The sequence below is a fragment of the Sulfuritalea sp. genome (assembly GCF_031426875.1).
GTDB lineage: Bacteria > Pseudomonadota > Gammaproteobacteria > Burkholderiales > Rhodocyclaceae > Sulfuritalea.
In genome coordinates, this window is the sequence record NZ_JASJPC010000018.1 from 130,705 (window position 1) to 153,317 (window position 22,613).

Sequence of the window (22,613 nt, forward strand, 5' to 3'; positions counted from 1 at the left end):
TCTCAGGCGGGTTGGGCGGACAGGCCGCGCAGCGTTGCATCGGCGTCGCGGATCATTTTCTCGGTGGTCGGCCAATCGACGCAGGCATCGGTGACCGAGCAGCCATATTTCAACTGCGACAGATCGTCGGGGATCGGCTGGTTGCCGGCTTCGATGAAGCTTTCGATCATCAGGCCGACGATGGAGCGATGGCCGGCCTTGCGCTGGGCGCAGATCTGGTTGATGCAGTCCTGCATCACCAGCGGTTGCAGTTCCGGCTTCTTGTAGCTGTTGGCGTGCGAGCAATCGATGACGATATTGTGCGGCAGTCCGGCCTTGGCCAGCGCCGCCTCGGCCAGCGCGACGCTGACGGTGTCGTAGTTCGGCCGGCCGCCGCCGCCGCGCAGCACCAAGTGGCCGTAGCGGTTGCCGGCGGTGCGCACCACGCTGGAGCGGCCCTGCATGTTGATGCCGAGAAAGCTGTGCGGGCTCGACGCCGAGATGATGGCATTGACGGCGGCATCGAGCGAGCCGTCGGTGCCATTCTTGAAGCCGACCGGCGCCGAAAGACCGGAAGACATCTCGCGATGGGTTTGCGATTCCGAGGTGCGCGCGCCGATCGCGGCCCAGCCGATCAGGTCGCCCAGATACTGCGGCGCGATCGGATCCAGCGCCTCGGTGCCGGCCGGCAGGCCCAGTTCATTCACGGCGAGCAGGAATTCGCGCGCCTTCTGCATGCCTTCCTCGATGTGGAAGGAATCGTCCATGCGCGGATCGTTGATGTAACCCTTCCAGCCGGTCGCCGTGCGCGGCTTTTCGAAATACACGCGCATCACCAGCAGCATGGTGTCGGCCACTTCGTCGGCCAGTTGCTTCAGGCGTCGCGCGTAATCGAGCCCGGCGACGGGGTCGTGGATCGAGCAGGGGCCGACCACGACAAATATGCGCGGGTCCTTGCCGTCGAGGATGCGTTCCAGCGTGCGCCGTCCCGCCAGCACCGACTCTGCGGCGGAGTCCGACAGCGGCACGCGGCCGTGGATTTCCTCCGGCGTCGGCATCGGTTCGAAGGCTTCGATATTGAGGTTTTCAGTCTGTTGCATGGCGGTTACCAGATGCGTTTGATGCCGTAGTCGGAAAACGCCCGGTCGGAACTGACCACGGGCAACTTGCGGTTCTTCGCCTGCGCGACCAGCAGGCGGTCGAACGGGTCGCGGTGATGCAGGGGCAGGGTTTCGATGGCGGCCATATCATCGAGTTCGATGCCGAGCAGACGAAAGCCGTTGGCCTCGATATGGCTCGCCACATAGCGCCCGACCGGTTGGGCCAGCTTGATGCCACCCTGGCCGGACTTGATCGCCAGTTCCCAGGCGACGACGACGCTGACCAGGATTTCGTTGTCCGGATTGGCGATGCAGGATTTCGCCTTGACCGACAACTTGTCGTCGCCTTCCACCCAGCGCAGGAAGGCGTTGGTGTCGAGCAGCGCAATCACTTCGTGTAGTCCTCGAATCCTTCCGGGATCGCATCGAAGTTGTCGGCCATGAACAGGATCTGCCCCTTGCCCGAGCCCGGCGTGCGCTTTTGCCGCGCGCGCTTGATCGGCACCAGCATCGCCAGCGGCTTGTTGTCGCGGGCGATGACGATTTCCTCGCCCATCATGGCTTTCTGCACCAGCTCGGAAAGATGGGCCTTGGCTTCGGCGATGTTGAATTGCTGCATGGCGTGCTCCATTGAATGTTGGTCATCTTATCTGACCAACAACGGAAGGTCAAGGCTGTAGATACTGTTATGCCTGTCAGGCGCTGGGCCACAGGCGCGCGAAGTCGAAGGATAGTTGGCGGTGATGGCGGATGGATAGCAGGTACACGGTGGCGTTGGCCTCCATCGCGGCGTAGAGCAGCAGGTAGTCGCCATGTAGGTACTCGCGCAGCGCTTCCGGTGCGCCCGTCGGCAGCGCGGCCAGTTGAGCCAGCGCTTCGGCGGACTGCGGCGGATTGTCCAGGTAGCGCCGGCCAATACGCGGAAAGCGCCGCAGGTTGGGGATGACCGTGGCCCGCAGCTCGGCCAGGAGCGCGTCGAACGCGAAGCCGGCGTCGGCCTCTACCAGGAACGCCTCGATGGCTTCCAGGCGCTCGCGAAAGCTGGCGGTCAGCTCGACCCGACAGCGCGTGTCAGCCACGCTTCTTGGCGGATTTGCCTGGACGGGCGATATTGGCAGCGCCGGCCGCCCGGCGCTGCTGAATCCGGGCGATGGCCTCGTCGGCGTCGACGGTGCGGCCGGCAGTGATATCGGCCAGGCCGCGCCTGGCGTCGTCGATCAGCAACAGGTGGATGTGCTCGCGCTCCAGGCGATGGTAGTAGTCCAGCCGATCGGCATCGATCAGGGCGACGTAGCTCTCGCCGTTCTTGGTGATGATTTTCTCGGTGCCGGCCTTGGCCTGGTCGGCCAGATCGGAGAGATTGGCGCGCGCCTGGGTGAAGGGCACTATGTCGCGTGCGGAAAAACTCATGATCGGCTCCTGGCAATGGGTTACAGAATTCTGCACAGTATAGCGGGCCTCAAGGGCCGGAGTCTACATGCCGGAACCCGCTAGTCTTCGGCCCCTTCTTCGGCCCCTGATCGGGGCCCTCGGTGGGCCCTGCATGGCCCACCGACCGGCGAAGGCGCGAAGCAGTGCTTCGCGACACCCCTTCGCCGTCCTGCCAGCGCCGCCCGCAAGGGATACCGTCTCCGGCTTCGCCGTAGACATAACTTTCGAACTCAGTGCTTGAGGCGCCGGAAGAGTTCCTTCACCGCAGCCACCCGCTCGTTGAGCGCGGCGGTGGGCTTCTGCCAGAGCAGCTTGTCCTGGCCCGCGAGCTTGAAGCTGCGATCGCTTTGCAGCAGGCGGATGATTTTCGCGGGGTCGATGGGTGGGTTCGGAATGAACTGAATCTGAATCGCGGCCGGGCCCGCATCCAGCTTGGCCAGGCCCAGGGTGCGGCCGGCCAGGCGCAGGCGGTGGGTATCCATCAGGGCCAGGGTCTGCGCCGGCATTTCTCCGTAGCGGTCGATCAGTTCCTCCTGCATGGCGCGCAAATCGTCCTCGCTGTCGCAGTTGGCGAGGCGCTTGTAGAGCGTCAGCCTTTCATGCACGTCGGGGCAGTAGTCGTTGGTCAACAGCGCCGGCACGCGCAGGTTGATTTCCGAGGTGATGGACAAGGGCTGGGTCAGGTCGGGCACCTTCTCGCCGGCTTTCAGTGCGCGTACCGCGGCGTTGAGCATGTTGGTGTACATCGCAAAGCCGATTTCGTGGATTTCGCCGCTTTGCGATTCGCCGAGCACTTCGCCGGCGCCGCGGATTTCGAGGTCGTGCATGGCGAGGAAGAAGCCCGAGCCGAGTTCTTCCATGGCCTGGATCGCTTCCAGCCGCCGCTTGGCCTGGGCCGTCGGCTTGGCATCCTCGTGGGTCAGGAGGTAGGCATAGGCCTGGTGGTGCGAACGGCCGACACGGCCGCGCAGCTGGTGCAACTGGGCCAGGCCGAACTTGTCGGCGCGGTTGATGACGATGGTGTTGGCGTGCGGGTTGTCGATGCCGGTCTCGATGATGGTCGAGCACAGCAGCAGGTTGTGCTTCTGCTGCGTGAATTCGCGCATCACGCGCTCCAGTTCGCGCTCCGGCAGCTGGCCGTGGCCGACCACGATGCGCGCCTCGGGCAGCAGCGCGTGCAGGCGCTCTTTCATGTTCTCGATGGTGTCGACTTCGTTGTGCAGGAAATACACCTGGCCGCCGCGCTTGAACTCGCGCAGGCAGGCTTCGCGCACCTGGCCGTTGGACCACTTGGTGACGAATGTCTTGATCGCCAGACGCTTCTGCGGCGGCGTGGCGATCACCGAAAAATCGCGCAGGCCTTCGAGCGACAGGCCCAGGGTGCGCGGGATCGGCGTCGCCGTCAGCGTCAGCACGTCGACCGAGGCGCGCAGCGCCTTCAATGCTTCCTTTTGGCGCACACCGAAGCGGTGTTCCTCGTCGATGATGATGAGGCCCAGGCGCTCGAACTTGACGTCCTTCTGCAGCAGGCGATGGGTGCCGATCAGCACGTCGATCTTGCCCTGGGCCAGCAGTTCGACCGCTTCGTCCTGCTCTTTCGCCGACTTGAAGCGCGAGATTTCCGCGATCTTGATCGGCCAATTGGCGAAGCGGTCGCTGAAGTTCTGGTAGTGCTGCTCGGCCAGCAGCGTGGTCGGACAGAGGATCGCGACCTGCTTGCCGTCGGATACGGCGACGAAGGCGGCGCGCATGGCGACCTCGGTCTTGCCGAAGCCGACGTCGCCGCAGACCAGGCGGTCCATCGGCTTGCCCGACTTCATGTCCTCGATCACGGCGTTGATCGCCGTCTGCTGGTCGGGGGTTTCCTCGAAGCCGAAGCCGTCGGCAAAGGCTTCCAGGTCGTGCTGTTTGAAAACGAACTGGTGGCCTTCGCGCGCGGCACGCTGGGCATACAGATGCAGCAGCTCGGCGGCCGTGTCATGCACCTGTTCGGCGGCTTTCTTCCGGGCCTTTTCCCACTGGCCGGAGCCCAGGGTATGCAACTGGATCGAATCCGGATCGGCGCCGCTGTAGCGCGAGATGACCTGCAATTGGGCTACGGGCACGTAGAGCTTGGCACCGTTGGCATATTCGAGATGGAGGAACTCCGTGGCGCCCTCGCCGAAATCCATGTGCACCAGGCCGAGGTAGCGGCCTATACCATGGGCTTCATGCACCACCGGATCGCCGACCTTGAGCTCGGACAGGTCGCGCAGCCAGCCTTCGAGGTTGGCGCGGCGGGCGTCGGTGCGGCGGCCGCGTGGGCGGGCGGTGGCGGCGTAGAGCTCGTTCTCGGTGACGACCGCGATGCCCCCCAAAGGGGCTTCCTTCGGGGCGTCGTCGAGCAGGAAGCCGCCGGAAAGCGGGCCGACGCCGAGCATGAAGGGCGATGCGTCGGCAAGAAATGCGGCGAAGTCGGTGCAGGACGCAGGTACCAGGCCGTATTCGGCGAGGTAGTCGGCCAAGGTCTGGCGCCGGCCCGGCGATTCGGCCAGCAGCAGCACGCGGCCGCCATGCAAAGCGAGGAAGCCGCGCAGAGCCGCCAGCGGATCGTCGGCCTTGCGATTTACTGCCAGGATTGGCAGGCTCGCCGCCGCGTTCGCCGCGTTCGCCGCATCGCCAGCGCCAACTTTCGTCGCATCGCCAGCACCTACTTTCAAAGCCAGTTGCGGCAGCAGCTTGGCGGCGACAAAGAATTCCTCGTCGCGCAGGAACAGTTCGGCGGGCGGCAGCACCGGGCGCGAGCGATCGCCGCCGAGCATCTTGTAGCGGCCCTGCAGGTCGGTCCAGAACTCGGCGATGGCGCCGGCGACGTCGCCGTGCAGCAGCAGCAGCGCATGGTCGGGCAGGTAGTCGAACAGCGTCGCGGTGGCCTCGAAGAACAGCGGCAGGTAGTACTCGATGCCGGCCGGCAGGATGCCGTTCGTGACATCCTTGTAGAGGCTGATGCGCGAGGCGTCGCCCTCGAAGGCTTCGCGAAAGCGCTGGCGGAAAGTGGTGCGGCCGGCGTCGCCGGCGGGGAATTCGCGCGCCGGCAGCAGGCGGATTTCCGGCACCGGGTAGAGGGTGCGCTGGCTATCGACATCGAAGCTGCGGATGGTTTCCACTTCGTCGTCGAACAGCTCGATGCGGTAGGGCAGGGCCGTGCCCATCGGGAACAGGTCGACCAGGCCGCCGCGTACGCTGTATTCGCCGGCGGCGACCACCTGGGTCACGTGCTGGTAACCGGCGATCGTGAGCTGGGTGCGCAGCCTGGCGAGGTCCAGCCGCTCGCCCTTCTTCATGAAGAAGGTGTGGCCGGCGAGGAAGGCCGGCGGCGCCAGGCGCGTGATGGCGGTCGAGGCCGCCGCGATCAGCACCTCGCATTCGTTTCGCGACACCGCGTAGAGCGTCGCCAGGCGCTCCGAGATCAGATCCTGGTGCGGCGAGAAGCTGTCGTAGGGCAGGGTTTCCCAGTCGGGCAGCAGATGCACGCGCAATTCCGGCGCGAACCAGGCGATTTCCTCGGCCAGGCGCTGCGCTTCGAGCGGGCTGGCGGTGACCACGGCCAGCAGTTGTCCGGGCCGTGCCAACTGCGCCAGCGCCAGCGCGTCGGCGGAGGCGGCCAGGAGCGGCAAATCGAGGCGTTGGCCCGGTTTGGGCAGGGCGGGGAGCGACAGCAGGGGATTCAAATCAGCGTCAGGCGAGGGAACGGCGGGAAGGCGCGCGATTATACGCCCCGCTCCAGGGGCGATTTTTACCCCCTTTTTACAACTCGGCGGGTAGCATGAATTCATGAGGGAATCCAACCCGTCAAGCCGCATCGGCGATTATTTCCGCGCGGCGCTGGCCTGCGTCGCGACGACCCTGTTGACCCTGCCCCTGCTGGGCGTGGTCGACGCCGCCAACATAGTCATGATCTTCCTGCTGGTCGTGGCGCTGGTGGCGGTCCGGCTGGGCAGCGGGCCGGCGATCCTGGCGGCGTTCGGCGGCGTGGGCTTGTTCGATTTCTTTTTCGTCGAGCCGCGGTTTTCCATGGCGGTGGCCGACGCCCAGTACCTGATCACCTTCGCCGTGATGTTGGCAGTGGCCCTGGTGATCGGCCAACTGGCCGCACGCCTGCGCGAAAAGGCCTTGCTGGCCACGCGGCGGGAAGACGAGATGCGGGCGCTCTACGACATGTCCAAGGAGCTTTCCGGCGCGATCTCCGCGGAACAGGTGGCTGACATCGTGCGCAGTTTCCTCGGCCGGCGGCTGGAGATCGAGGCGATCCTCTATTTACCGCGTGCCGACGAGACGCTGGTCGCGATTCCGGCGCGGCAGGACGCGGAGCGCTGCCAGGCCCATGTGCGCGCGGTCCATGAGCAGGGGCGGCCGATGCACCTGGCAGCCGAGGAAAGCGGCTACCGGCCGGCGCTGGCCCTGCCCCTGGCTTCGCCGGTCAGAACACGGGGAGTGCTGCTGGTGTTCGGCGAGCATGCCGAGCAGGTTTGCGCCGCCGAGAGACGTCCGCTGCTCGACGCGGTGGCATCGCTGACGGCCATCGTCGTCGAGCGCCTGCACTACGGCGAAGTCCTGCAGGAAGTCACTTTGCGCATGGAATCGGTGCGTCTGCGCAGTGCGCTGCTGTCGGCCGTGTCGCACGACTTGCGCACGCCCTTGACGGTGCTGGTGGGGCTGGCCGATGCATTGACACTGGTGCGTCCCGCCTTGCCGCCGCCGGCGCTGGAATCGGCGCTGGCGATTCGCGACCAGGCGCTGCGTCTGTCCGGGATGGTGCACAACCTGCTGGACATGGCCCGCCTGCAAACCGGCAAGACAGTCCTCAACAAGGAATGGCAGCCGCTGGAAGAAGTCGTCGGCAGCAGCCTCAAGGCGATGGCGGGACTGCTGGCGGAGCGCGAGGTTCGCGTCGATCTGGCGCCGGATCTGCCGCCGCTGGAATTCGACGCGGTGCTGCTGGAGCGCGTGTTCTGCAACCTGCTGGAGAACGCCGCGAAATATGCGCCGCAGGGCGAGATCGCGATCGCCGCGCGGGTTGTCGGCGACACGGTGGAAGTGTCTGTCGCCGACGCCGGACCGGGCTTGCCGCCGAACGCTGCGCAGGACGTGTTCGATCTCTTTGCGCGCGGCGGCCACTCGGGCGCGACCGGCGGTGTCGGCCTTGGCCTGGCGATCTGCCGCGCGATCGTCGAGGCGCATGGCGGCCGCATATGGGCGGAGCGAAGGGCCGCAGGCGGCACCCGCATGGCGTTCACGCTACCGCTGGGTACGCCGCCGGTACTGGAGGAAGAAGCCAGTGAATGACGAGCGCCCGCTGATCCTGCTGGTCGAGGACGAACCGCAGATCCGGCGCTTCGTCTGCGCCGCGCTGGAGGACGAGGGCCGCGTAATCGAAGCCGCGTCCGCCGCCGCGGCGCTGGAGGCCTTCACCGGGCCGGCGCCGGCGCTGGCCATCATCGATCTCGGCCTGCCGGACCGCGACGGCGTCGAATTGATTCGCGAGCTGCGCACCTGGACGATGTTGCCGTTGCTGGTGCTTTCCGCGCGCTCGGCCGAGGCGGAGAAGGTGGCGGCGCTCGATGCCGGCGCCGACGACTACCTGACCAAGCCTTTCGGCGTGCAGGAACTGCGGGCACGGGTGCGCGCCCTGCTGCGGCGGCAGAAAGTTGGCGCTGGCGAGACGGTGATCGAGTTCGGCCGGATCCGCGTCGACCGCGTCCATCGCGTAGTGACCCGCGACGGGGCCACGATCCACCTGACGCCCATCGAATACCGCTTGCTCGGCGTGCTGCTGGCGAACGTCGGCCGCGTCCTGACGCACCGGCAGTTACTGAAGGACGTCTGGGGCTCCGGCTACGCCGAACGCGGCCATTACTTGCGCATCTACATCGGCCATCTGCGGCAGAAGCTCGAAGCCGATCCGGCGCGGCCCTGTCACCTACTGACCGAAACCGGGGTCGGCTACCGTTTTCAACTTCAGGATTCCGCGTCATGAGCCACGAAGTACAAAAAGACAGCACCGCCGTCCTCGCCCTCGCCGCGCTCGGCGTGGTCTATGGCGACATCGGCACCAGCCCGCTCTACGCGATCAAGGAAGTCTTCGGCAACACCCACCACCCGGTGCCGATCACGCCGGAGAACGTGCTGGGCATACTCTCGCTGGTGTTCTGGTCGCTGATCGTCGTGGTGTCGTACAAGTACGTGGGCCTGATCCTGCGTGCCGACAACAAGGGCGAGGGCGGCATCATGGCGCTGATGGCCCGCGTCCTCGCCGACGAAGGGATCAGCGGGCGCACGCGGCAGGCGGTGATCCTGCTCGGCCTGTTCGGCGCCGCGCTGTTCTATGGCGACGGCCTGATCACGCCGGCGATTTCGGTGCTGTCCGCGGTGGAGGGGCTGGAGGTGGCGACGCCCGTGTTCGCGCCCTACATCGTGCCGATCACGCTGGGCATCCTGGTTGCGCTGTTCTGGATCCAGCGCCACGGCACGGCCAAGGTGGGTGCGAGTTTCGGGCCGATCACCTGCGTCTGGTTCGCCGCCCTCGCGGCTCTTGGCGTGATGCAGATCCTGCGCCATCCCTCGGTGCTGGCGGGGCTCTGGCCGGGCCATGCGCTGGCCTTCCTCGCTGCGGATCCAACTCTGGGCTTTCTCGCCATGGGCAGCGTCTTCCTGGTGGTCACCGGCGCCGAGGCGCTGTATGCCGACATGGGCCACTTTGGCCGGCGACCGATCCGCCTGGCCTGGTTCGGCCTGGTGCTGCCGGCGCTGCTGCTCAACTACTTCGGCCAGGGCGCGCTGCTGCTGGAAGACCCGGCGACGATAAAAAATCCCTTCTACCTGATGGCGCCCGACTGGTTCCTGCTGCCGCTGGTGGGCCTGGCCACGGCGGCCACGGTGATCGCCTCGCAGGCGGTGATCACCGGCGTGTATTCGATCACGCAGCAGGCGATCCAGCTCGGCTATGCGCCGCGCATGGAACTGCTGCACACCTCGGGCAGCCAGATGGGTCAGATCTACATGCCCGGCGTGAACTGGCTGATGTTGCTGGGCGTGATCGCGCTGGTGCTGGCCTTCAAGTCATCGACCAACCTGGCGGCGGCCTACGGCATCGCGGTCACCGGCACCATGATCATCACCTCGCTGTTCGCCTACCTCGTCGCGCGCCGCCAGTGGGGCTGGCGCAAGCGCCTGGCGCTGCCGGTGTTCGGCGCGCTGCTGGTGCTCGACCTGGCCTTCCTCGGCGCCAACTCGACCAAGATCCTCGACGGCGGCTGGTTCCCGCTGGTCTTCGGCGGCGCCGTGTATCTGCTGCTGACCACCTGGAAGGCCGGGCGCGAACTGCTGCAGGACAAGCTCGACACCCAGGCCCTGCTGCTCAAGGATTTCATCCCCGCCATCGAGACGCCCGACACGATCAACGTGCCCGGCACGGCGGTGTTCATGACGCCCTACCCGGAGCATGTGCCGCATGCGCTGCTGCACAACCTCAAGCACAACAAGGTGTTGCACCAGCAGGTGGCGCTGGTCACCGTGACGGTGCTGTCGGTGCCGCGCGTACCGAGCGCGCAGCGGGTGGTGGTCGAGCGCCTGACGCATCGCTTCTACCGCGTGCACATCCATTTCGGCTTCATGGACCCGCCCGATGTGCCGGCCGCGCTGGAGTGGTGCGGCGAGCAGGGCCTGGACATGGAAGCGATGACGACATCCTTCTTCCTCGGCCGCGAAACCGTGGTGCCTCGCGTCGGCGCGGCCATGCCTTACTGGCGCAAGGCGCTGTTCTCGGGGTTGTGCCGCAATGCCCGCACCGCCGCCGACTTCTTCGGCCTGCCGCCGAACCAGGTGGTGGAACTGGGGACGCGGGTGACGCTGTAGCGAGGGTCGCGTTCCGGCGCGGCGCCGTGTTGCCAGCGCCAACTATCGGGCTGGGCGACGGCGTCTCGATTCAGGGGGTAAGTCGCGCTCGCGCAAGGGCCTTGTGCAGCGGGAGGTGCGCATAAGTGCCCACTGCCGTCATTCAGGTTGTTGGGTATTGGGTGACTGGTATACGACAATAAGCTGCCGCTCGTTGACCTGGCTTCTCCAGTCACTTCAGCAAGGTCTCGTAGAGTGGGTCCGGCCGCACCGGTAGCGGCGGGAAGACGTGATCGACCAGGTGCGCCGTGGTTTCGGCCATGCGCCGCGTGTTGCAGGAGGGGCACACGCCACGACATTTGCAGGAGCATGCGATCAGGAAATCGTGCTGGCACTCGTCGCAGTAAGCTCGGGCGAAACCGCGAGCGAGGATGCCGCACTCGAGACAGGTGTTGGCCGACATCTACTTGAAGCGCTTGTCCCGTTATGCCGGGCCCTTGATGCCCTTGGGTTCGAGCTTGGCCAGCAGAGCCTGGCCGATTGACGCCTGGGTCATCGCAATCGTGGAAAACGTGGTGGCGGCGAGGCTGATGAACAGGGTAGGCTTTTCATTTTTGTCTCCTCGTTATGAACTTGTGCGCCTGCAAGCCTGCGACTCCCGGCGCATCTGCGTAGCGCCGGTCCTTGCGCTATGCTTGCACCATTGGATATCTCAATTCTCGAGGGAAGCGACATGCCGAAGCTGGTGGTTAACTCGAATGGTCACGTGCTCGGGGAATTTCCGGTCAACAAGGACCGGATGGTCATTGGCAGCAAGGCGTCCAATGAGATTCCCCTCGCCAATGTCAATGCCGACAACGAGCATGCGGTAATCACCCGCTGTGGCGATCTCTACGTCATCGAAGACCTTGGCAGCGCAAATGGCACCTTCGTGCACGACAGGAAAATCACCAGGCTGCTGCTGAGCGACGAGGACCTGATTTCGGTCGGTACCAGTCAACTTCGCTTCGTCGAGGAAGATGTCACGCGCGGTGATGCCGGCCCGTCGGCGAACAAGGTCCAGGCGCGCGAATCCGCCAAACAGGAACGGATGCCGAAACCGCCGCGGACGACCTCGCCGGCGGCGGCCGGCGGCCCCTTGGCGACGAACCAATGCCCGCACTGCGCCTACCAGCGGCAACCCAAGGATGCGAAGGCGCCGGAAGACAAATGCCCTTCCTGCGGGCTTGGCTATGCGACCGCGCCGGGCGCCTTGATGAGCGCCGAGTCGAAAACGGGTGATCTCCTGGAGGTCTATGACAAGGAGGTCGTGATCAAGCGCAAGATGGGCATCAAGGTGCTGTTGCAGAGCCTCAAGGGCGACCTGCTGGAAGGCATCAAGGGCGACAAGAACATCCCCATCGACTCGATCGCCTCGATCCAGTTCAAGCCGGCCAGCACCCTGCTGGCCGGCCACATCACCTTTGTGCTGCCGGAATCGAAAACCGGCTTCATGCTGGCGGGCCTCGATGACTGCACCGTCGAGTTCGTCAAGCGCGAGGAACCGAAGTTTCTCGAGATCAAGGCCTTTCTCGACGCAAAGATCGGCCGCTAGCCGTCGACCGGCCGCGGGGTCAGTACACGGTGGCCAGTTCGCTGGTCGCCTGCGCCAGCCGGTCGACCAGGATGTTCATGAACGAGCGATTGAACCGGAGCTGGCAGTTTTCCGACGCCTTGTGCAAGGAGTCGGCCTTGATCTTGAAGAGGGTGACGGGCGTGTCGGCCACGATGGTGGCGGTGCGCGTCAGCGCGCCCTGCCGGATGTAGCACATCTCGCCAAAACAGTGCCCCTTGCCCAGCGTGCTCAGCTTCTTGTTGCCCTTGACCACGCCCACGCTGCCATCGGCGATGACAAAGAAGAAGTTGCCCTTGGTCCCCTCGTCGACCAGGAAGGTGCCGGATGGCACGCGCCCCCAGATGCTTATGCGCAGCACTTCCCAGAGCTCGATTTCGCTGAAGTCCTGAAAGAACGGCAGTGCCTTCAGCATGTTGAAGCGCTGGGTCTCGGAATCGGCTTCCTGTGGCAGATCCAGCTCCGCGATGGTCGACAGATCCTCGGTGAACTCGCGCCAGTTGGCATGCCGCTCCGGCGTGTTTCGGCGCAATGCCTTGGTGACGATGTCGGCGAGCCGCGCCGACAGCGAAGGGCGATGGGTGCGGATGCTGGGCGAGTCTTCGTTCAGTATCTTGTGGGTCAGCCCGTAGTTGGTGTCGGCTTCGAAGGGCAGGCGGCCGGTGAGCAGCTTGTACATCACCACGCCCAGGGAATAGATATCGGTCTGGTAGCTGAGGGTGTCGTTTCGGACCTGCTCCGGCGACATATAAGCAGGCGAGCCGACCCCGGTCAGCTGCGTCTCGTCGTTCTTCGCCAGAATCGCGGCCCCGAAGTCGGCGATCTTCACCGCGCCATCCTCGCAAAGCATGATGTTCGCGGGCTTGATGTCGCGATGGATGATGCCGTTGCGGCTTGCAAAATCGAGCGCCAGGGCGCACTTGAAGGCGATCTCGACCACCTTGTCCACGGGCAGCAGGTGCTCGACATGGCCGTATTTTTCCAGCGTTTCGCCTTGCACGTATTCCATGACGATATAGCCTTCGTCCTGGCCCAGCAGCGCGTCGTAGATGCCAACGATGTGCGGGTGGTTGAGGCGCCCCGCCAGGGCAGCCTCATTGGCGATCAACTTGCGGTAGGTATTGCCGTGTTCGGGGTCGGACAAGATTTCCGGTTTGAAGATCTTGATCGCTACCTCGCGTTCGTTGAATGTGTCGTAAGCAAGGTAAACAATGCTCGTCGCGCCCCTGCCGAGCTCTCGGGTGATTTCATACTTTTCTATACCGACTTCAGCAACTTGCTCCATTTACCACGGGCTCCTCGTGAAGGACAGGAAATCCAACCGGCTTGTTAGAAGTGTGCCTGACGCCGGGTGTAGCGGTCAATCGCCGATTTTGGTCCGGTCGCGTCACGATTTGCAGAAAAGCATTCCCGAATAGACCCTGAACACGGGCTGATGCCTTGTAAGCAGACATGTTGAAACCGATGGATGTGGGAGCGAGCTTGCTCGCGATAGCGGCTTATCGCGAGCAAGCTCGCTCCTACAGGGAATGCGCTTTTTCCCTGTTGACTGACTACTGGAGAGTGGCGGTGAAGTGAATGCGGCGGATGCTCCGGACTGGCGGCAATGTAAAAGGAGACGGGAGGTCAAAACGCCCGAGTCAGGCATGCAGGTATAGGGGATGACCGCTGTCCTGCCTTGAGCCGACGCTCAGGGGCAGGGAATTTATGCGTAGTCGGTGTCGGTAGATGGCCGAACTGAGACCTCTAGCTAAGGCGGTTCCAGGCCCGCAACGCCCACACGGATCATCAGAATCGGAAGGATGCCTTGGCGGATCTCACTATGCCGGCATTGACCTTGAGGTCGCAGGTATGTCGGGACATGTTCGGGTCCGTGGTCACACGAAGCCATCCCTCCCATTCAACGATTTCCAACCCGCTTCTGGCGGCAAGTTCCTTTGCCGCAGACACAGACTTACCGATCAAATCCTGATTGCAGAAGTCTTTAACGGCCTGGCCGCCAAATCGCACATAGGCAACGACGGCGATATAACTTCCAAGGTAAGCAAACATTGCAAGGAACAACACAGCCCACAAAACCTTCTTCTTGCCGCCGCTTTTGCCGGTGGCGGACTGGTCAGTTTTTCCGAACGGCGGCGCGGACATGGACGAAACAGCGGCGGTGGGATGCGCACCAGTATAGGTGAGTATTCGTGCATCTCCATGGCGAACTGCCCATTGGCCTCGCCCATATTGGTTCTGGGACTAAGGGGCTCGACCGGCAGGTATGGGCCGCATGCAGACGGTAAGCCTTGTTCCGGCTGCGCAAAGGAAAGTTGGTGCTTGTCGGCTCGCGTCCGGCTGGATACCGTCCCTCCGGGACATAAAGCGGAGTTCCCGGCAGACAGAGTTCGGGACGGCGATTTCACGCGCCCGCGTGCAGCCGCACCGGAATCCGCTGCGGGCCGAAGGGCTTGCCGAACTTTCCGTAGCGCCCGGCGATGGCCGTGCCGCAATGCCGGCAATGCCCGGTGTCGTCGAGGTCGTAGCCGAGGATGCTGTACCAGTCGCGCCGGATCACGGCCTTGCCGCAGCCGGGGCAGAGTGTTTCGTCGCCGGCCTTGTCATGCACGTTGCCGGTATAGACGTAGTGCAGGCCGGCGTCCATGGCGATGCGGCGGGCGCGAGCCAGCGTCGCCGGCGGCGTGGGCGGGATGTCGCCCATCTTCCAGTCGGGATGGAAGGCGCTGAAATGGATCGGCACGTCCGGCCCGAGTTCCTTTGCCACCCAGGCCGCGAGCGCCTTGAGTTCCTCGTCGCCGTCGTTCTTGCCGGGGATCAGCAGTGTCGTGATTTCGAGCCAGCAGTCGGTCTCGTGGTGGATCATGGCCAGGATGTCGAGCACGGGTTGCAGCTTCGCGCCGCACAGCTTGACGTAGAAGTCGTCGGTGAAGGCCTTGAGGTCGACGTTGGCGGCATTCATTTTCGAATAGAACTCGCGCGCCGGTTCGTGATGCATGTAGCCGGCGGTCACCGCCACGGTCTTGATGCCGAGGGCGTGGCAGGCGTCGGCAGTGTCCATCGCATACTCGGCGAAGATCACCGGGTCGTTGTAGGTGAAGGCCACGCTCTGCGCGCCATAACGTTGCGCGGCGCGCGCGATGGCCTGCGGCGTGGCGTCGTCCATCAGCCGGTCCATGTCGCGTGATTTCGAGATGTCCCAGTTCTGGCAGAACTTGCAGGCCAGGTTGCAGCCGGCGGTGCCGAAGGACAGCACACTGGAGCCGGGGAAAAAGTTGTTGAGCGGCTTCTTCTCGATCGGGTCGATGCAGAAACCCGAGCTGCGGCCGTAGGTGGTCAGCAGCATCTCGCCGCCCTGCATGGCGCGCACGAAACAGGCGGCGCGCTGGCCTTCGTGCAATTTGCAGTCGCGCGGGCAAAGGTCGCACTGGATGCGGCCGTCGTCCAGTTTGTGCCACCAGCGGGCGGGCACTCCGCTTATGGGATCGGCGCTTCTTTCCATTTCTGCACCTCATAGCGTTGTAGTTGGACTTCGGCAGACCAGTAGTCGGCAGGCAGGCCGGCCTTCTGTTTTAGATGGGCCATGAACATGCGTGGTTCCGGCAATTGTTCCCAGACTTGCGGCAGGAAGGTGCTTCTTCCGAGTTTGCCACCCTCGCCGGCAATGAAAATGATGCCGTCGATGTTGGGCCGCAACTGGCGCAGCGCGTCGGCCTCGTCGGTGAAGCTCATCGGCTGCGGCGCGGTCAGCAGCGAGACCTCGACGCGGGTGCGCGCCAGTTCCTCGACCTTGAGCGGCGGGAAGCGCGGATCGCGGAAGGCGGCGGCGACGGCATTGGCGCGCACGTCCTGGTCGAGCGGACGATGCGCCTGCAGCGAGCCGATGCAGCCGCGCAACTGGCCGTTCTGGGTCAGCGTGACGAAGGTCGCGCCGGGCAGCGCCAGCGCCGGATGGTCCGGCTCGGCCCGCGTTGCCTGCTTGAAGTGGCTGGCGATGGCATTGCGCGCACGCACCAGCAGCGCCGGGCCGGGATCGGCGGCGGCCTCCTGCGGCGCCTCGTAGAGCGCGAACGATGCATAGCCGACCACGCGCGACTTGTCGCCGGCGGTGTCGCCCGAGTTGCATTGCGCGACGCGTTCGATGCGCAGGCCGCGCTGCTTTGCCAAGGCGAGCAGGCCGTTGATCGGCAGCGCGCCGCAGGCCTGCTCGAAGCTGCTGAGCTGGTCCAGCGCCAGGATGTGCTCGGCCGTGGCCTGGTCGATCTTCTGCGCCTCGGCATAGCCGTGGAAGTGCGAGAGGTCGGAGCTGATCACGATCAGGGTTTCCGGCCCGCCCCAGAGGCGCTCCAGCACCTGGGCAACCTCGCGCGCGCCGGTCTGGCCCACGGCCAGCGGCACCAGCTGGAATTCGCCGAGCACGGTCTGCAGGAAGGGCAGTTGCACTTCCAGCGAATGTTCCTGGGCGTGGGCGGCATCAGAGGCGACGATCTGCGGCAGGTCGGCCAGGCCATCGAGCGCGGCGCGGTCGAGCGCGATGTTGCCCAGCGGCGTGGCGAAGGCCGTGACCGTGGGCGCCGCCAGGCCGCGTACCGCGACGCGATGGCAGGGCCCGAGCAGCACCACGCGCCGGATGCGCCCGGCCAGCGGCGCCAGCAGCGCATAGGCCTGGCCGGCGGTGCCGCCGGAATAGATGTAGCCGGCGTGCGGCACGATGATCGCCTTGAGCAGGCCGGGTGGCGCCGCCTCAAGAGTTGGCGCTGGCGCAACGGCGAGGCAGGTCGCCAGGTCGTCGCGCAGGCTGGCGGGATCGCCGGGGTAGAACATGCCGGCAACGGCCGGCGGACGGGTAGCGGTAGTCATGATCGCCTCGTTCAGGTCAGCAGCAGCAGGCCGCCGACCAGACCGGCGGCGATGGCGACCAATCCCGGCAGGGTGCGGCGCGCCAGCGCCGCACCGCCGATGACCACCACCAGCCCGGTCTTGAAGGCGAGATTGGAAAGCGTCGCCAGAGTTATTGCGGTAATGGTTTGTGCCTCGCTGAGCTTGTCCAGGGTGAACATGCGCAAGGAAGACAGGGTGATCGCATCGACGTCGGTCAGTCCCGAGGCCAGCGCCAGCAGGTAGATACCGCGGCTGCCGGCGACGTCCTGCAGCCAGGCGGAGAGCACCAGGACCAGCGCGTAGAGGCCGCCGAAGGTCAGCGCCGTCTTGATCTCGGTCGGATTGGTGACGTTCGGCATCGGCAGCGTGCTGCCACCCTCGAGCTGGCGCCAGCCCCAGAGCGTGGCCGCAACGCCCAGCGCGATGCCGCAGCCGAGCACGCCGAAGAGCGCCTCGACGATAGCGGGCGCCACGGCGACCGAAACCACCCCGAGGCGCACCATGACCACGATGTTGGCGAGCAGGATCACCACCATCGCGGTGCGCCCCAGATCGACATTGGCGCGGGCATGGCGGGCGAAGATCATGGTGGTGGCGGTTGACGAAACCATGCCGCCAAAGATGCCGATCAGCGCCGCCCCGTGCCGCGCCCCGGTCAGGCGCAGCGCCGCATAGCCGGCCAGCGATACGCCGGAGATCAGCACCACCATCCACCAGATGTTGTGCGGGTTCAAGGCCTGGTAGGGGCCGAAGTTGCGGTCGGGCAGGATGGGCAGGATCACCAGTGACAGCACGCCGAACTGCAGGATCGACAAGAGGTCGACATGGGTCAGGCTTTTCGAGATGCCGTGCAGCTCGGCCTTGAAGTAGAGCAGCACGGTGGTGGCGACAGCCAGCATCACGGCGGTCGAACTGTAGCCGAACCAGACCGTGGCGCCCAGCGCGTAGCAGACCATCAGCGCGACCACCGAGGTGGTACCCGGATCGCCGGAGTCCAGCGGGTCGGCGACATGCGCGGCGATCATCATTGCGGCGATGGCCAGCAGGCCGGCGGCGAGTATCCAGCCGCTGTCGGTGACCTGCGCCAACAAGGCGCAAAGGCAGCCGAGCAGTCCGACCAGGGCGAAAGTGCGCAAGCCGGCCTTGAGGTCGGACTGGCGCTCGCGCTCCAGGCCGATCAGCAGGCCGATGCCGATGCTGGTGGCAAAGGCCTGCAAGGCTTCGTATCCGGCTTCTGCAGCGAACATGTGCGTCCTCGCGCGAATTCCCCTAGGCCGATTGTATAGAATCGCGGCATGACCTATCTTGCTCTGGTTCCCGCCGCGGGTTCAGGCTCGCGCATGGGCGCGCTCTCGGGGCGCGCCCTTCCCAAACAATACCTGCCGCTGGCAGGCCAGCCGATGATTTGGCACGCCCTGGCGACATTGTGCGCCACTCCGGCGATCGACCATGTGTTCGTGGTGCTGGCGCCCGACGATGCGCACTGGCCCGCCGCCGCGATGGCCACGCTGGGCCCGAAGCTGCACGTCCTGCGCTGCGGCGGCGACACCCGCGCGCACAGCGTCGCCAACGGCCTGCGGGCGATGGCCGGCGAACTCGGCGAGCGGATGGATATCGGCAACGACTGGGTGCTGGTGCACGATGCGGCGCGGCCCTGCCTGACCGTCGCCATGGTCGAGAACCTGATCGCCGAGGTCGGCGAGGACGATGCCGGCGGACTGCTGGCGGTGCCGGTGGCCGACACCCTGAAGCGCGCCGACGAGAACGGCCGCGTGCGCCAGACCGTCCCGCGCGACGGCCTGTGGCAGGCGCAGACGCCGCAGATGTTCCGCCATCGCCTACTGCTCGATGCGCTCGATTTCGCGCCGCAGGTCACCGACGAAGCCAGCGCCATCGAGACGCTGCGGCTGGCGCCGCGCCTGGTGGCGGCCGACGCAAGCAACCTCAAGGTCACCTATCCCCTCGACCTGCAGCTTGCCGAATGGATACTGCAGAACCGCGGAAAGCCGTGCCGATGACCAAAGCCATCCTTGGCCTGATCCTGCTCTGTCTCGTCGGCGGCGCGATGCCGGTCCTGGCGGCGGCTCCGGGCGAAGTCGAAATCGGCGGCACGCTGCGCGAGGCGACCATGCAGGGTCTCGCCGGGCCTTCGCGCAAGCTCTCGGAATTTCGCGGCAAGCCGCTGCTCATCAATGTCTGGGCCAGTTGGTGCGGGCCCTGCCGGTCCGAGATGGGTTCGCTGGAGCGGCTGTTCTGGCGCTACGAAGGCAAGAAATTCGCGATGATCGGCATTTCCACGGACGACTATCCCGACAAGGCCAAGGCTTTCCTGCAGCAATACCCGACGAGTTTCGCCCACTTCATCGACCAGCGGCTGCTGCTGGAAAACATGCTGGGCGCCAATCGACTGCCGCTGACCGTGGTGGTCGATGCGCGTGGACGCGTGGTCGGCAAATACTATGGGGCCAGGGATTGGGACAGTCCCGAGACGCGGGCGCTGATCGGCAAGGCTCTGGGTATTCCCATGGGGGCACGATGAAGCCGGCAGAGGCGGCGCACGGATTGGCGAGCGAACCGGTGAGCGAACCCGCGCGCGACGAGATCGATGCCATCCGCGAAGCGACTGTGATCGAGTTCGGCGCGGCGTATTGCGGGCACTGCCGCGCTGCCCAGCCCCTGATTGCCGCCGCGCTCGGCGCCCATCCCGGGGTGCGTCACATCAAGGTCGAAGACGGTCCCGGCCGCCGCCTGGGACGTTCCTTCCGCGTCAAACTCTGGCCCACGCTGATATTCCTGCGGCAAGGCCAGGAGCTGGCCCGCCTGGTGCGTCCCGGCGGGCAGACAGAGGTCGAACAGGCATTGCGGCAGATCGATGCCGCCGCCACGAAGGAGGATTCCTGAAATGAAGCTGCCATACCGCATCGGCCAGGGCTATGACGTGCATGCGCTGGCGCCGGGCCGCAAGCTGATCCTCGGCGGCGTCGAGATCGCCTACCCGCGCGGCCTGCTTGGGCATTCCGATGCCGATGCGCTGCTGCATGCGATCACCGATGCGATCCTCGGTGCGGCCGGGCTGGGCGACATCGGCGGCATGTTTCCCGACACCGGCTCGCAGTGGGAGGGCGCCGACAGCCGGACCCTGCTGCGCGGCGCAATGCAGGCGGTGCGGGAGGCCGGCTGGCAGGTCGGCAACATCGACGCCACGGTCATCGCCCAGGCGCCGCGCATCGCGCCCCATGTCGCGGCGATGCGCGCCAACATTGCGGCCGACCTCGGCATCGAAGTCGCTGCCGTGAATGTCAAGGGCAAGACCAACGAGCGGCTCGGTTTCGAGGGGCGCGGCGAGGGCATTGCCGCCGAGGCCGTGGCGCTGCTGGTGCGCGCCGGCGCGGCAACATGAGCGAGGCTCGCTCGCGGCGCGTGTTCTTCGCGCTGTGGCCGGACGCCGAGGCGAGCGGCCACCTTGCGGCCCTTGGCCACAGCCTGGCGGGCGGCGGCGGCCGGGCGATCCGTCCGGCGTCCTTGCACCTGACCCTGGCTTTTGTCGGATCGGTGACGCCGAGCCAGGTCGCCGAACTCGAACGGATCGCGGCCGCGGTACGCGCCGATGCCTTCGAACTGAGCCTCGACCGGCTGGGTTTCTGGCCGCAGCGCGGCATCCTGTGGGCGGGCTGCCGCCAGACGCCGGCGCCGCTGCGCCGGCTCGGCGAGAGGCTCGGCGCCGAACTGCGTGCGGCCGACTTCGCGATCGCTGCGCGCTCCGGCTCGGCCCAGGTGCCGCATGTCACGCTGGCGCGCCGCGTGCGTTGCGCGTCGCTGCCGCGGCTGGAAACGCCGGTGCGCTGGCCGGTCGGCGAATTCGCCCTGGTCGAGACCCATTTGCATCCGTCGGCGGCAAGCTATCAGACGCTGGCCAGCTTTCCGCTCGCCGCAGCGGACCTCGATTGATTAGAATGCCGTCATTACGACTCTGACGGAGCCGATACCGTGGTCAGCCTGTTTCGCCCCAAAAAAACCAGTCCGCGCCTGGAACGCCTGCACAGCCTCAGCCTGTTCGTGAACCTGACGCCGGCCGAATTGCAGATCGTCGATGGCCTGCTGCACGAACGACACTATCTCGGTGGCGAGGTGATCTTCGACGAAGGCGAGGAGGGGCAGGCGATCTACATCGTCGCCTCGGGCGAGGTGCGGATTTCCCGCCATGAAAACGGGGATGGCGGCCACGCCGCGCAAGCCGCTGCGCATGAATCCACCCTCCACCCGCGACGGCGCCAGGGCGACAGTGGGCAGCTGGCCCAGCTCGGCCCCGGCACCTTCTTCGGCGAACTGGCGCTGCTGGACAACTCGCCGCGCTCGGCGCAGGCCCGCGCCGTCACGCCCTGCCAGCTGATCGTGTTTTTCCGCGACGATTTCGTCGGCCTGCTCGACACCCATGCCCGCATCGCCTCCAAGATTTCGCGCCAGCTGGCGTGCCACCTGGGCGCCCGCATGCGCAACATGGCCGTGGCAGTGGGCGCGCATCAGCATATGGTCTAGCTCCGGACCGTGAACGGATTCAAGCACGCGCCGGCAACTGCGGGATCGGCTCACAACAGCTCCGGCCCGGTGGTCTGGGCCGCGATCATTGCCGCGACCTGCCTGCTGCTGCTGGTGTTCCAGAAGATGCTGTGGCTGGTGGTGCCTTTCCTGCTGGCGCTGATCCTCTATTATTTTCTGTATCCGCCGGTGAAGGCGCTGATCTATCGCGGCATGAGTCGCGATGCCGCGGCAAGCGTCGTCACCCTGGTTTTCCTGGCGTTGCTGGTCATCGTTGGCGTTGCGCTGATGCCGTGGGTGGCCCGGCAGATTGTCGACTGGCAGAACACCGTCGAGCGCTACGCCGAGGGCGGCATGCGGCTGCTCGATGCGTCCTTGCGCGCGCTCGAAGCGCACTGGCCGACGCTGGCCCGCGCCCACCTCGCCGATACCGTGGCGGCGCGCCTGACGCAGGGCGCGGGTAGCGTCGGCGATCATCTGGAGCCGATCGCTATCGGCATCATGGCCTGGACTCCGTCGCTGTTGCTGGCGCCCTTCCTGGCGTTTTTCTTTCTGCGCGACGGGCGCCGCTTCAAGCGCTTTCTCAGCGCCGCGGTGCCGAACGCCTTTTTCGAGAAGACGCTGTTCCTGCTGCACGAAATCGACCGCACCTCCCGCGCCTATTTCCAGGGCCTGATCAACCTTACCGTGCTCGATGCCCTGACCCTGGCCGCCGGTCTCTGGCTGCTGGGCATACCCGGCCCGCTGGCGCTGGGGTTGATCTGCGCGGTGCTGGCCTGGGTACCCTATGTCGGTTCGATCCTCGGCGGCCTGTTGGTGGTGTTGGTCGCGGCGACCGACTTTCCCGATGCTCCCGGCATGGCTTACTGGGCGGTCGCGCTGTTCATCGGGGTGCGGCTGCTCGACGATTTCGTGTACATGCCGCTGACCATAGGCAAGAGCCTGGAACTGCATCCGCTGGTCACGGTGCTGATGATTTTCGTCGGCGGCGCCGTGGCCGGAGTGTCGGGCCTGATGCTGGTGCTGCCGGTACTGGGGGTAGTGATGGTGATCGGCGAAACCATCGGCCTGATCGTCACCGACCCGCGCCTCATGGCACGCCATCGCTACGCCCGCGCCTTGCGCCGGGAACAGGCCAGCAACGACCTCTAGCAGCCTGTCGGACTTGAGTTCAGCCGACGACCCGATTTCACGATCCGGGA

General features: G+C 65.6%; 22 protein-coding genes and 1 pseudogene. 11 read left to right on the forward strand and 12 right to left on the reverse strand.

From position 1 onward, the window contains the following. Nucleotides 1–2: 2 nt before the first annotated feature. The 6 genes from RMO95_RS08215 to mfd all read right to left on the reverse strand — a co-directional run bounded on the left by RMO95_RS08215 (nucleotide 3) and on the right by mfd (nucleotide 6,211). Nucleotides 3–1,079 (reverse strand): 3-deoxy-7-phosphoheptulonate synthase, encoded by a 1,077-nt coding sequence (locus tag RMO95_RS08215; RefSeq protein ID WP_310450127.1) that lies wholly within the window; start codon nucleotides 1,077–1,079, stop codon nucleotides 3–5. A gap of 5 nt (nucleotides 1,080–1,084) precedes the next feature. Further along, entirely contained in the window at nucleotides 1,085–1,471 is a 387-nt protein-coding gene (locus RMO95_RS08220; RefSeq protein ID WP_310450128.1) for a type II toxin-antitoxin system VapC family toxin, read from the reverse strand. Next, the gene (locus RMO95_RS08225; RefSeq protein WP_310450129.1) at nucleotides 1,468–1,698 is read right to left on the reverse strand and encodes a type II toxin-antitoxin system prevent-host-death family antitoxin; all 231 of its coding nucleotides are present in this window, start codon (nucleotides 1,696–1,698) and stop codon (nucleotides 1,468–1,470) included. The genes RMO95_RS08220 and RMO95_RS08225 overlap by 4 nt, the downstream gene beginning before the upstream one ends. Nucleotides 1,699–1,774: 76 nt before the next feature. After that, complete coding sequence (locus RMO95_RS08230) at nucleotides 1,775–2,158, reverse strand: type II toxin-antitoxin system RelE/ParE family toxin (protein WP_310450130.1); 384 nt, start codon at nucleotides 2,156–2,158, stop codon at nucleotides 1,775–1,777. After that, on the reverse strand, nucleotides 2,151–2,489 hold the full coding sequence (locus RMO95_RS08235) for a type II toxin-antitoxin system Phd/YefM family antitoxin (protein WP_310450131.1): 339 nt from the start codon (nucleotides 2,487–2,489) through the stop codon (nucleotides 2,151–2,153). The genes RMO95_RS08230 and RMO95_RS08235 overlap by 8 nt, the downstream gene beginning before the upstream one ends. A gap of 251 nt (nucleotides 2,490–2,740) precedes the next feature. Then, nucleotides 2,741–6,211 (reverse strand): transcription-repair coupling factor, encoded by a 3,471-nt coding sequence (gene mfd / locus RMO95_RS08240; protein ID WP_409574933.1) that lies wholly within the window; start codon nucleotides 6,209–6,211, stop codon nucleotides 2,741–2,743. A 112-nt stretch (nucleotides 6,212–6,323) separates the two neighbouring features. Between mfd and RMO95_RS08245 the strand changes: the two genes are divergently transcribed. The 3 genes from RMO95_RS08245 to RMO95_RS08255 are packed head-to-tail and all read left to right on the forward strand — an operon-like array spanning nucleotide 6,324 to nucleotide 10,403. After that, nucleotides 6,324–7,835, forward strand: coding sequence for a DUF4118 domain-containing protein (locus tag RMO95_RS08245; protein ID WP_310450132.1), 1,512 nt, complete (start codon nucleotides 6,324–6,326; stop codon nucleotides 7,833–7,835). After that, the gene (locus RMO95_RS08250; RefSeq protein WP_310450133.1) at nucleotides 7,828–8,526 is read left to right on the forward strand and encodes a response regulator; all 699 of its coding nucleotides are present in this window, start codon (nucleotides 7,828–7,830) and stop codon (nucleotides 8,524–8,526) included. The genes RMO95_RS08245 and RMO95_RS08250 overlap by 8 nt, the downstream gene beginning before the upstream one ends. Continuing rightward, complete coding sequence (locus tag RMO95_RS08255; RefSeq protein WP_310450134.1) at nucleotides 8,523–10,403, forward strand: potassium transporter Kup; 1,881 nt, start codon at nucleotides 8,523–8,525, stop codon at nucleotides 10,401–10,403. Before RMO95_RS08250 ends, RMO95_RS08255 begins: the two co-directional genes overlap by 4 nt. 244 nt (nucleotides 10,404–10,647) lie before the next feature. Here RMO95_RS08255 and RMO95_RS08260 read toward each other — a convergent pair. Beyond that, nucleotides 10,648–10,827: pseudogene (locus RMO95_RS08260) on the reverse strand (transposase zinc-binding domain-containing protein); the annotation flags it as partial. A 288-nt stretch (nucleotides 10,828–11,115) separates the two neighbouring features. Between RMO95_RS08260 and RMO95_RS08265 the strand changes: the two are divergent. Continuing rightward, nucleotides 11,116–11,976: an FHA domain-containing protein gene (locus RMO95_RS08265; protein ID WP_310450135.1), complete on the forward strand. Its 861-nt coding sequence runs from the start codon at nucleotides 11,116–11,118 to the stop codon at nucleotides 11,974–11,976. 19 nt (nucleotides 11,977–11,995) lie between these two features. On the opposite strand, the gene RMO95_RS08270 is transcribed toward RMO95_RS08265, so the two are convergent. The 5 genes from RMO95_RS08270 to RMO95_RS08290 form a co-directional block, all read right to left on the reverse strand. Further along, nucleotides 11,996–13,279 (reverse strand): serine/threonine-protein kinase, encoded by a 1,284-nt coding sequence (locus RMO95_RS08270; protein ID WP_310450136.1) that lies wholly within the window; start codon nucleotides 13,277–13,279, stop codon nucleotides 11,996–11,998. A 503-nt stretch (nucleotides 13,280–13,782) separates the two neighbouring features. Beyond that, nucleotides 13,783–14,139 carry a hypothetical protein gene (locus tag RMO95_RS08275; RefSeq protein ID WP_310450137.1) on the reverse strand — a complete coding sequence of 119 codons (357 nt, stop codon included), beginning with the start codon at nucleotides 14,137–14,139 and terminating at the stop codon, nucleotides 13,783–13,785. A gap of 259 nt (nucleotides 14,140–14,398) precedes the next feature. Beyond that, a complete protein-coding gene (gene amrS, locus RMO95_RS08280) occupies nucleotides 14,399–15,496 on the reverse strand; it encodes an AmmeMemoRadiSam system radical SAM enzyme (protein ID WP_310450138.1) in 1,098 nt (365 codons plus the stop codon). Continuing rightward, entirely contained in the window at nucleotides 15,472–16,854 is a 1,383-nt protein-coding gene (gene amrB / locus RMO95_RS08285) for an AmmeMemoRadiSam system protein B (protein WP_310450139.1), read from the reverse strand. The genes amrS and amrB overlap by 25 nt, the downstream gene beginning before the upstream one ends. A gap of 11 nt (nucleotides 16,855–16,865) precedes the next feature. Further along, the gene (locus RMO95_RS08290; protein WP_310450140.1) at nucleotides 16,866–18,122 is read right to left on the reverse strand and encodes an MgtC/SapB family protein; all 1,257 of its coding nucleotides are present in this window, start codon (nucleotides 18,120–18,122) and stop codon (nucleotides 16,866–16,868) included. A 48-nt stretch (nucleotides 18,123–18,170) separates the two neighbouring features. Here RMO95_RS08290 and ispD point away from each other — a divergent pair, with 48 nt between their 5' ends. The 7 genes from ispD to RMO95_RS08325 are packed head-to-tail and all read left to right on the forward strand — an operon-like array spanning nucleotide 18,171 to nucleotide 22,563. Continuing rightward, complete coding sequence (gene ispD, locus RMO95_RS08295) at nucleotides 18,171–18,893, forward strand: 2-C-methyl-D-erythritol 4-phosphate cytidylyltransferase (RefSeq protein ID WP_310450141.1); 723 nt, start codon at nucleotides 18,171–18,173, stop codon at nucleotides 18,891–18,893. Beyond that, nucleotides 18,890–19,414, forward strand: a complete 525-nt coding sequence (locus RMO95_RS08300) for a TlpA disulfide reductase family protein (protein ID WP_310450142.1) — start codon at nucleotides 18,890–18,892, stop codon at nucleotides 19,412–19,414. The genes ispD and RMO95_RS08300 overlap by 4 nt, the downstream gene beginning before the upstream one ends. 38 nt (nucleotides 19,415–19,452) lie before the next feature. Continuing rightward, nucleotides 19,453–19,776: a thioredoxin family protein gene (locus tag RMO95_RS08305; protein ID WP_310450143.1), complete on the forward strand. Its 324-nt coding sequence runs from the start codon at nucleotides 19,453–19,455 to the stop codon at nucleotides 19,774–19,776. Nucleotide 19,777: 1 nt separating this feature from the next. Then, entirely contained in the window at nucleotides 19,778–20,275 is a 498-nt protein-coding gene (gene ispF / locus RMO95_RS08310) for a 2-C-methyl-D-erythritol 2,4-cyclodiphosphate synthase (protein ID WP_310450144.1), read from the forward strand. Beyond that, complete coding sequence (gene thpR, locus RMO95_RS08315) at nucleotides 20,272–20,823, forward strand: RNA 2',3'-cyclic phosphodiesterase (protein ID WP_310450145.1); 552 nt, start codon at nucleotides 20,272–20,274, stop codon at nucleotides 20,821–20,823. Before ispF ends, thpR begins: the two co-directional genes overlap by 4 nt. A 39-nt stretch (nucleotides 20,824–20,862) precedes the next feature. Then, the gene (locus tag RMO95_RS08320; RefSeq protein ID WP_310450146.1) at nucleotides 20,863–21,411 is read left to right on the forward strand and encodes a cyclic nucleotide-binding domain-containing protein; all 549 of its coding nucleotides are present in this window, start codon (nucleotides 20,863–20,865) and stop codon (nucleotides 21,409–21,411) included. Nucleotides 21,412–21,420: 9 nt separating this feature from the next. Then, complete coding sequence (locus RMO95_RS08325) at nucleotides 21,421–22,563, forward strand: AI-2E family transporter (RefSeq protein ID WP_310450147.1); 1,143 nt, start codon at nucleotides 21,421–21,423, stop codon at nucleotides 22,561–22,563. Nucleotides 22,564–22,613 lie beyond the last annotated feature (50 nt).

Coding starts and splice junctions, on each gene's coding strand:
- ispF (WP_310450144.1), top strand. CDS start 19,778: ATGAAGCTGCCATACCGCATCGGCCAGGGCTATGACGTGCATGCGCTG.
- RMO95_RS08275 (WP_310450137.1), bottom strand. CDS start 14,139: ATGTCCGCGCCGCCGTTCGGAAAAACTGACCAGTCCGCCACCGGCAAA.
- RMO95_RS08245 (WP_310450132.1), top strand. CDS start 6,324: ATGAGGGAATCCAACCCGTCAAGCCGCATCGGCGATTATTTCCGCGCG.
- RMO95_RS08225 (WP_310450129.1), bottom strand. CDS start 1,698: ATGCAGCAATTCAACATCGCCGAAGCCAAGGCCCATCTTTCCGAGCTG.
- RMO95_RS08265 (WP_310450135.1), top strand. CDS start 11,116: ATGCCGAAGCTGGTGGTTAACTCGAATGGTCACGTGCTCGGGGAATTT.
- RMO95_RS08235 (WP_310450131.1), bottom strand. CDS start 2,489: ATGAGTTTTTCCGCACGCGACATAGTGCCCTTCACCCAGGCGCGCGCC.
- amrB (WP_310450139.1), bottom strand. CDS start 16,854: ATGACTACCGCTACCCGTCCGCCGGCCGTTGCCGGCATGTTCTACCCC.
- RMO95_RS08255 (WP_310450134.1), top strand. CDS start 8,523: ATGAGCCACGAAGTACAAAAAGACAGCACCGCCGTCCTCGCCCTCGCC.
- thpR (WP_310450145.1), top strand. CDS start 20,272: ATGAGCGAGGCTCGCTCGCGGCGCGTGTTCTTCGCGCTGTGGCCGGAC.
- RMO95_RS08270 (WP_310450136.1), bottom strand. CDS start 13,279: ATGGAGCAAGTTGCTGAAGTCGGTATAGAAAAGTATGAAATCACCCGA.
- amrS (WP_310450138.1), bottom strand. CDS start 15,496: ATGGAAAGAAGCGCCGATCCCATAAGCGGAGTGCCCGCCCGCTGGTGG.
- RMO95_RS08215 (WP_310450127.1), bottom strand. CDS start 1,079: ATGCAACAGACTGAAAACCTCAATATCGAAGCCTTCGAACCGATGCCG.
- ispD (WP_310450141.1), top strand. CDS start 18,171: ATGACCTATCTTGCTCTGGTTCCCGCCGCGGGTTCAGGCTCGCGCATG.
- RMO95_RS08290 (WP_310450140.1), bottom strand. CDS start 18,122: ATGTTCGCTGCAGAAGCCGGATACGAAGCCTTGCAGGCCTTTGCCACC.
- RMO95_RS08300 (WP_310450142.1), top strand. CDS start 18,890: ATGACCAAAGCCATCCTTGGCCTGATCCTGCTCTGTCTCGTCGGCGGC.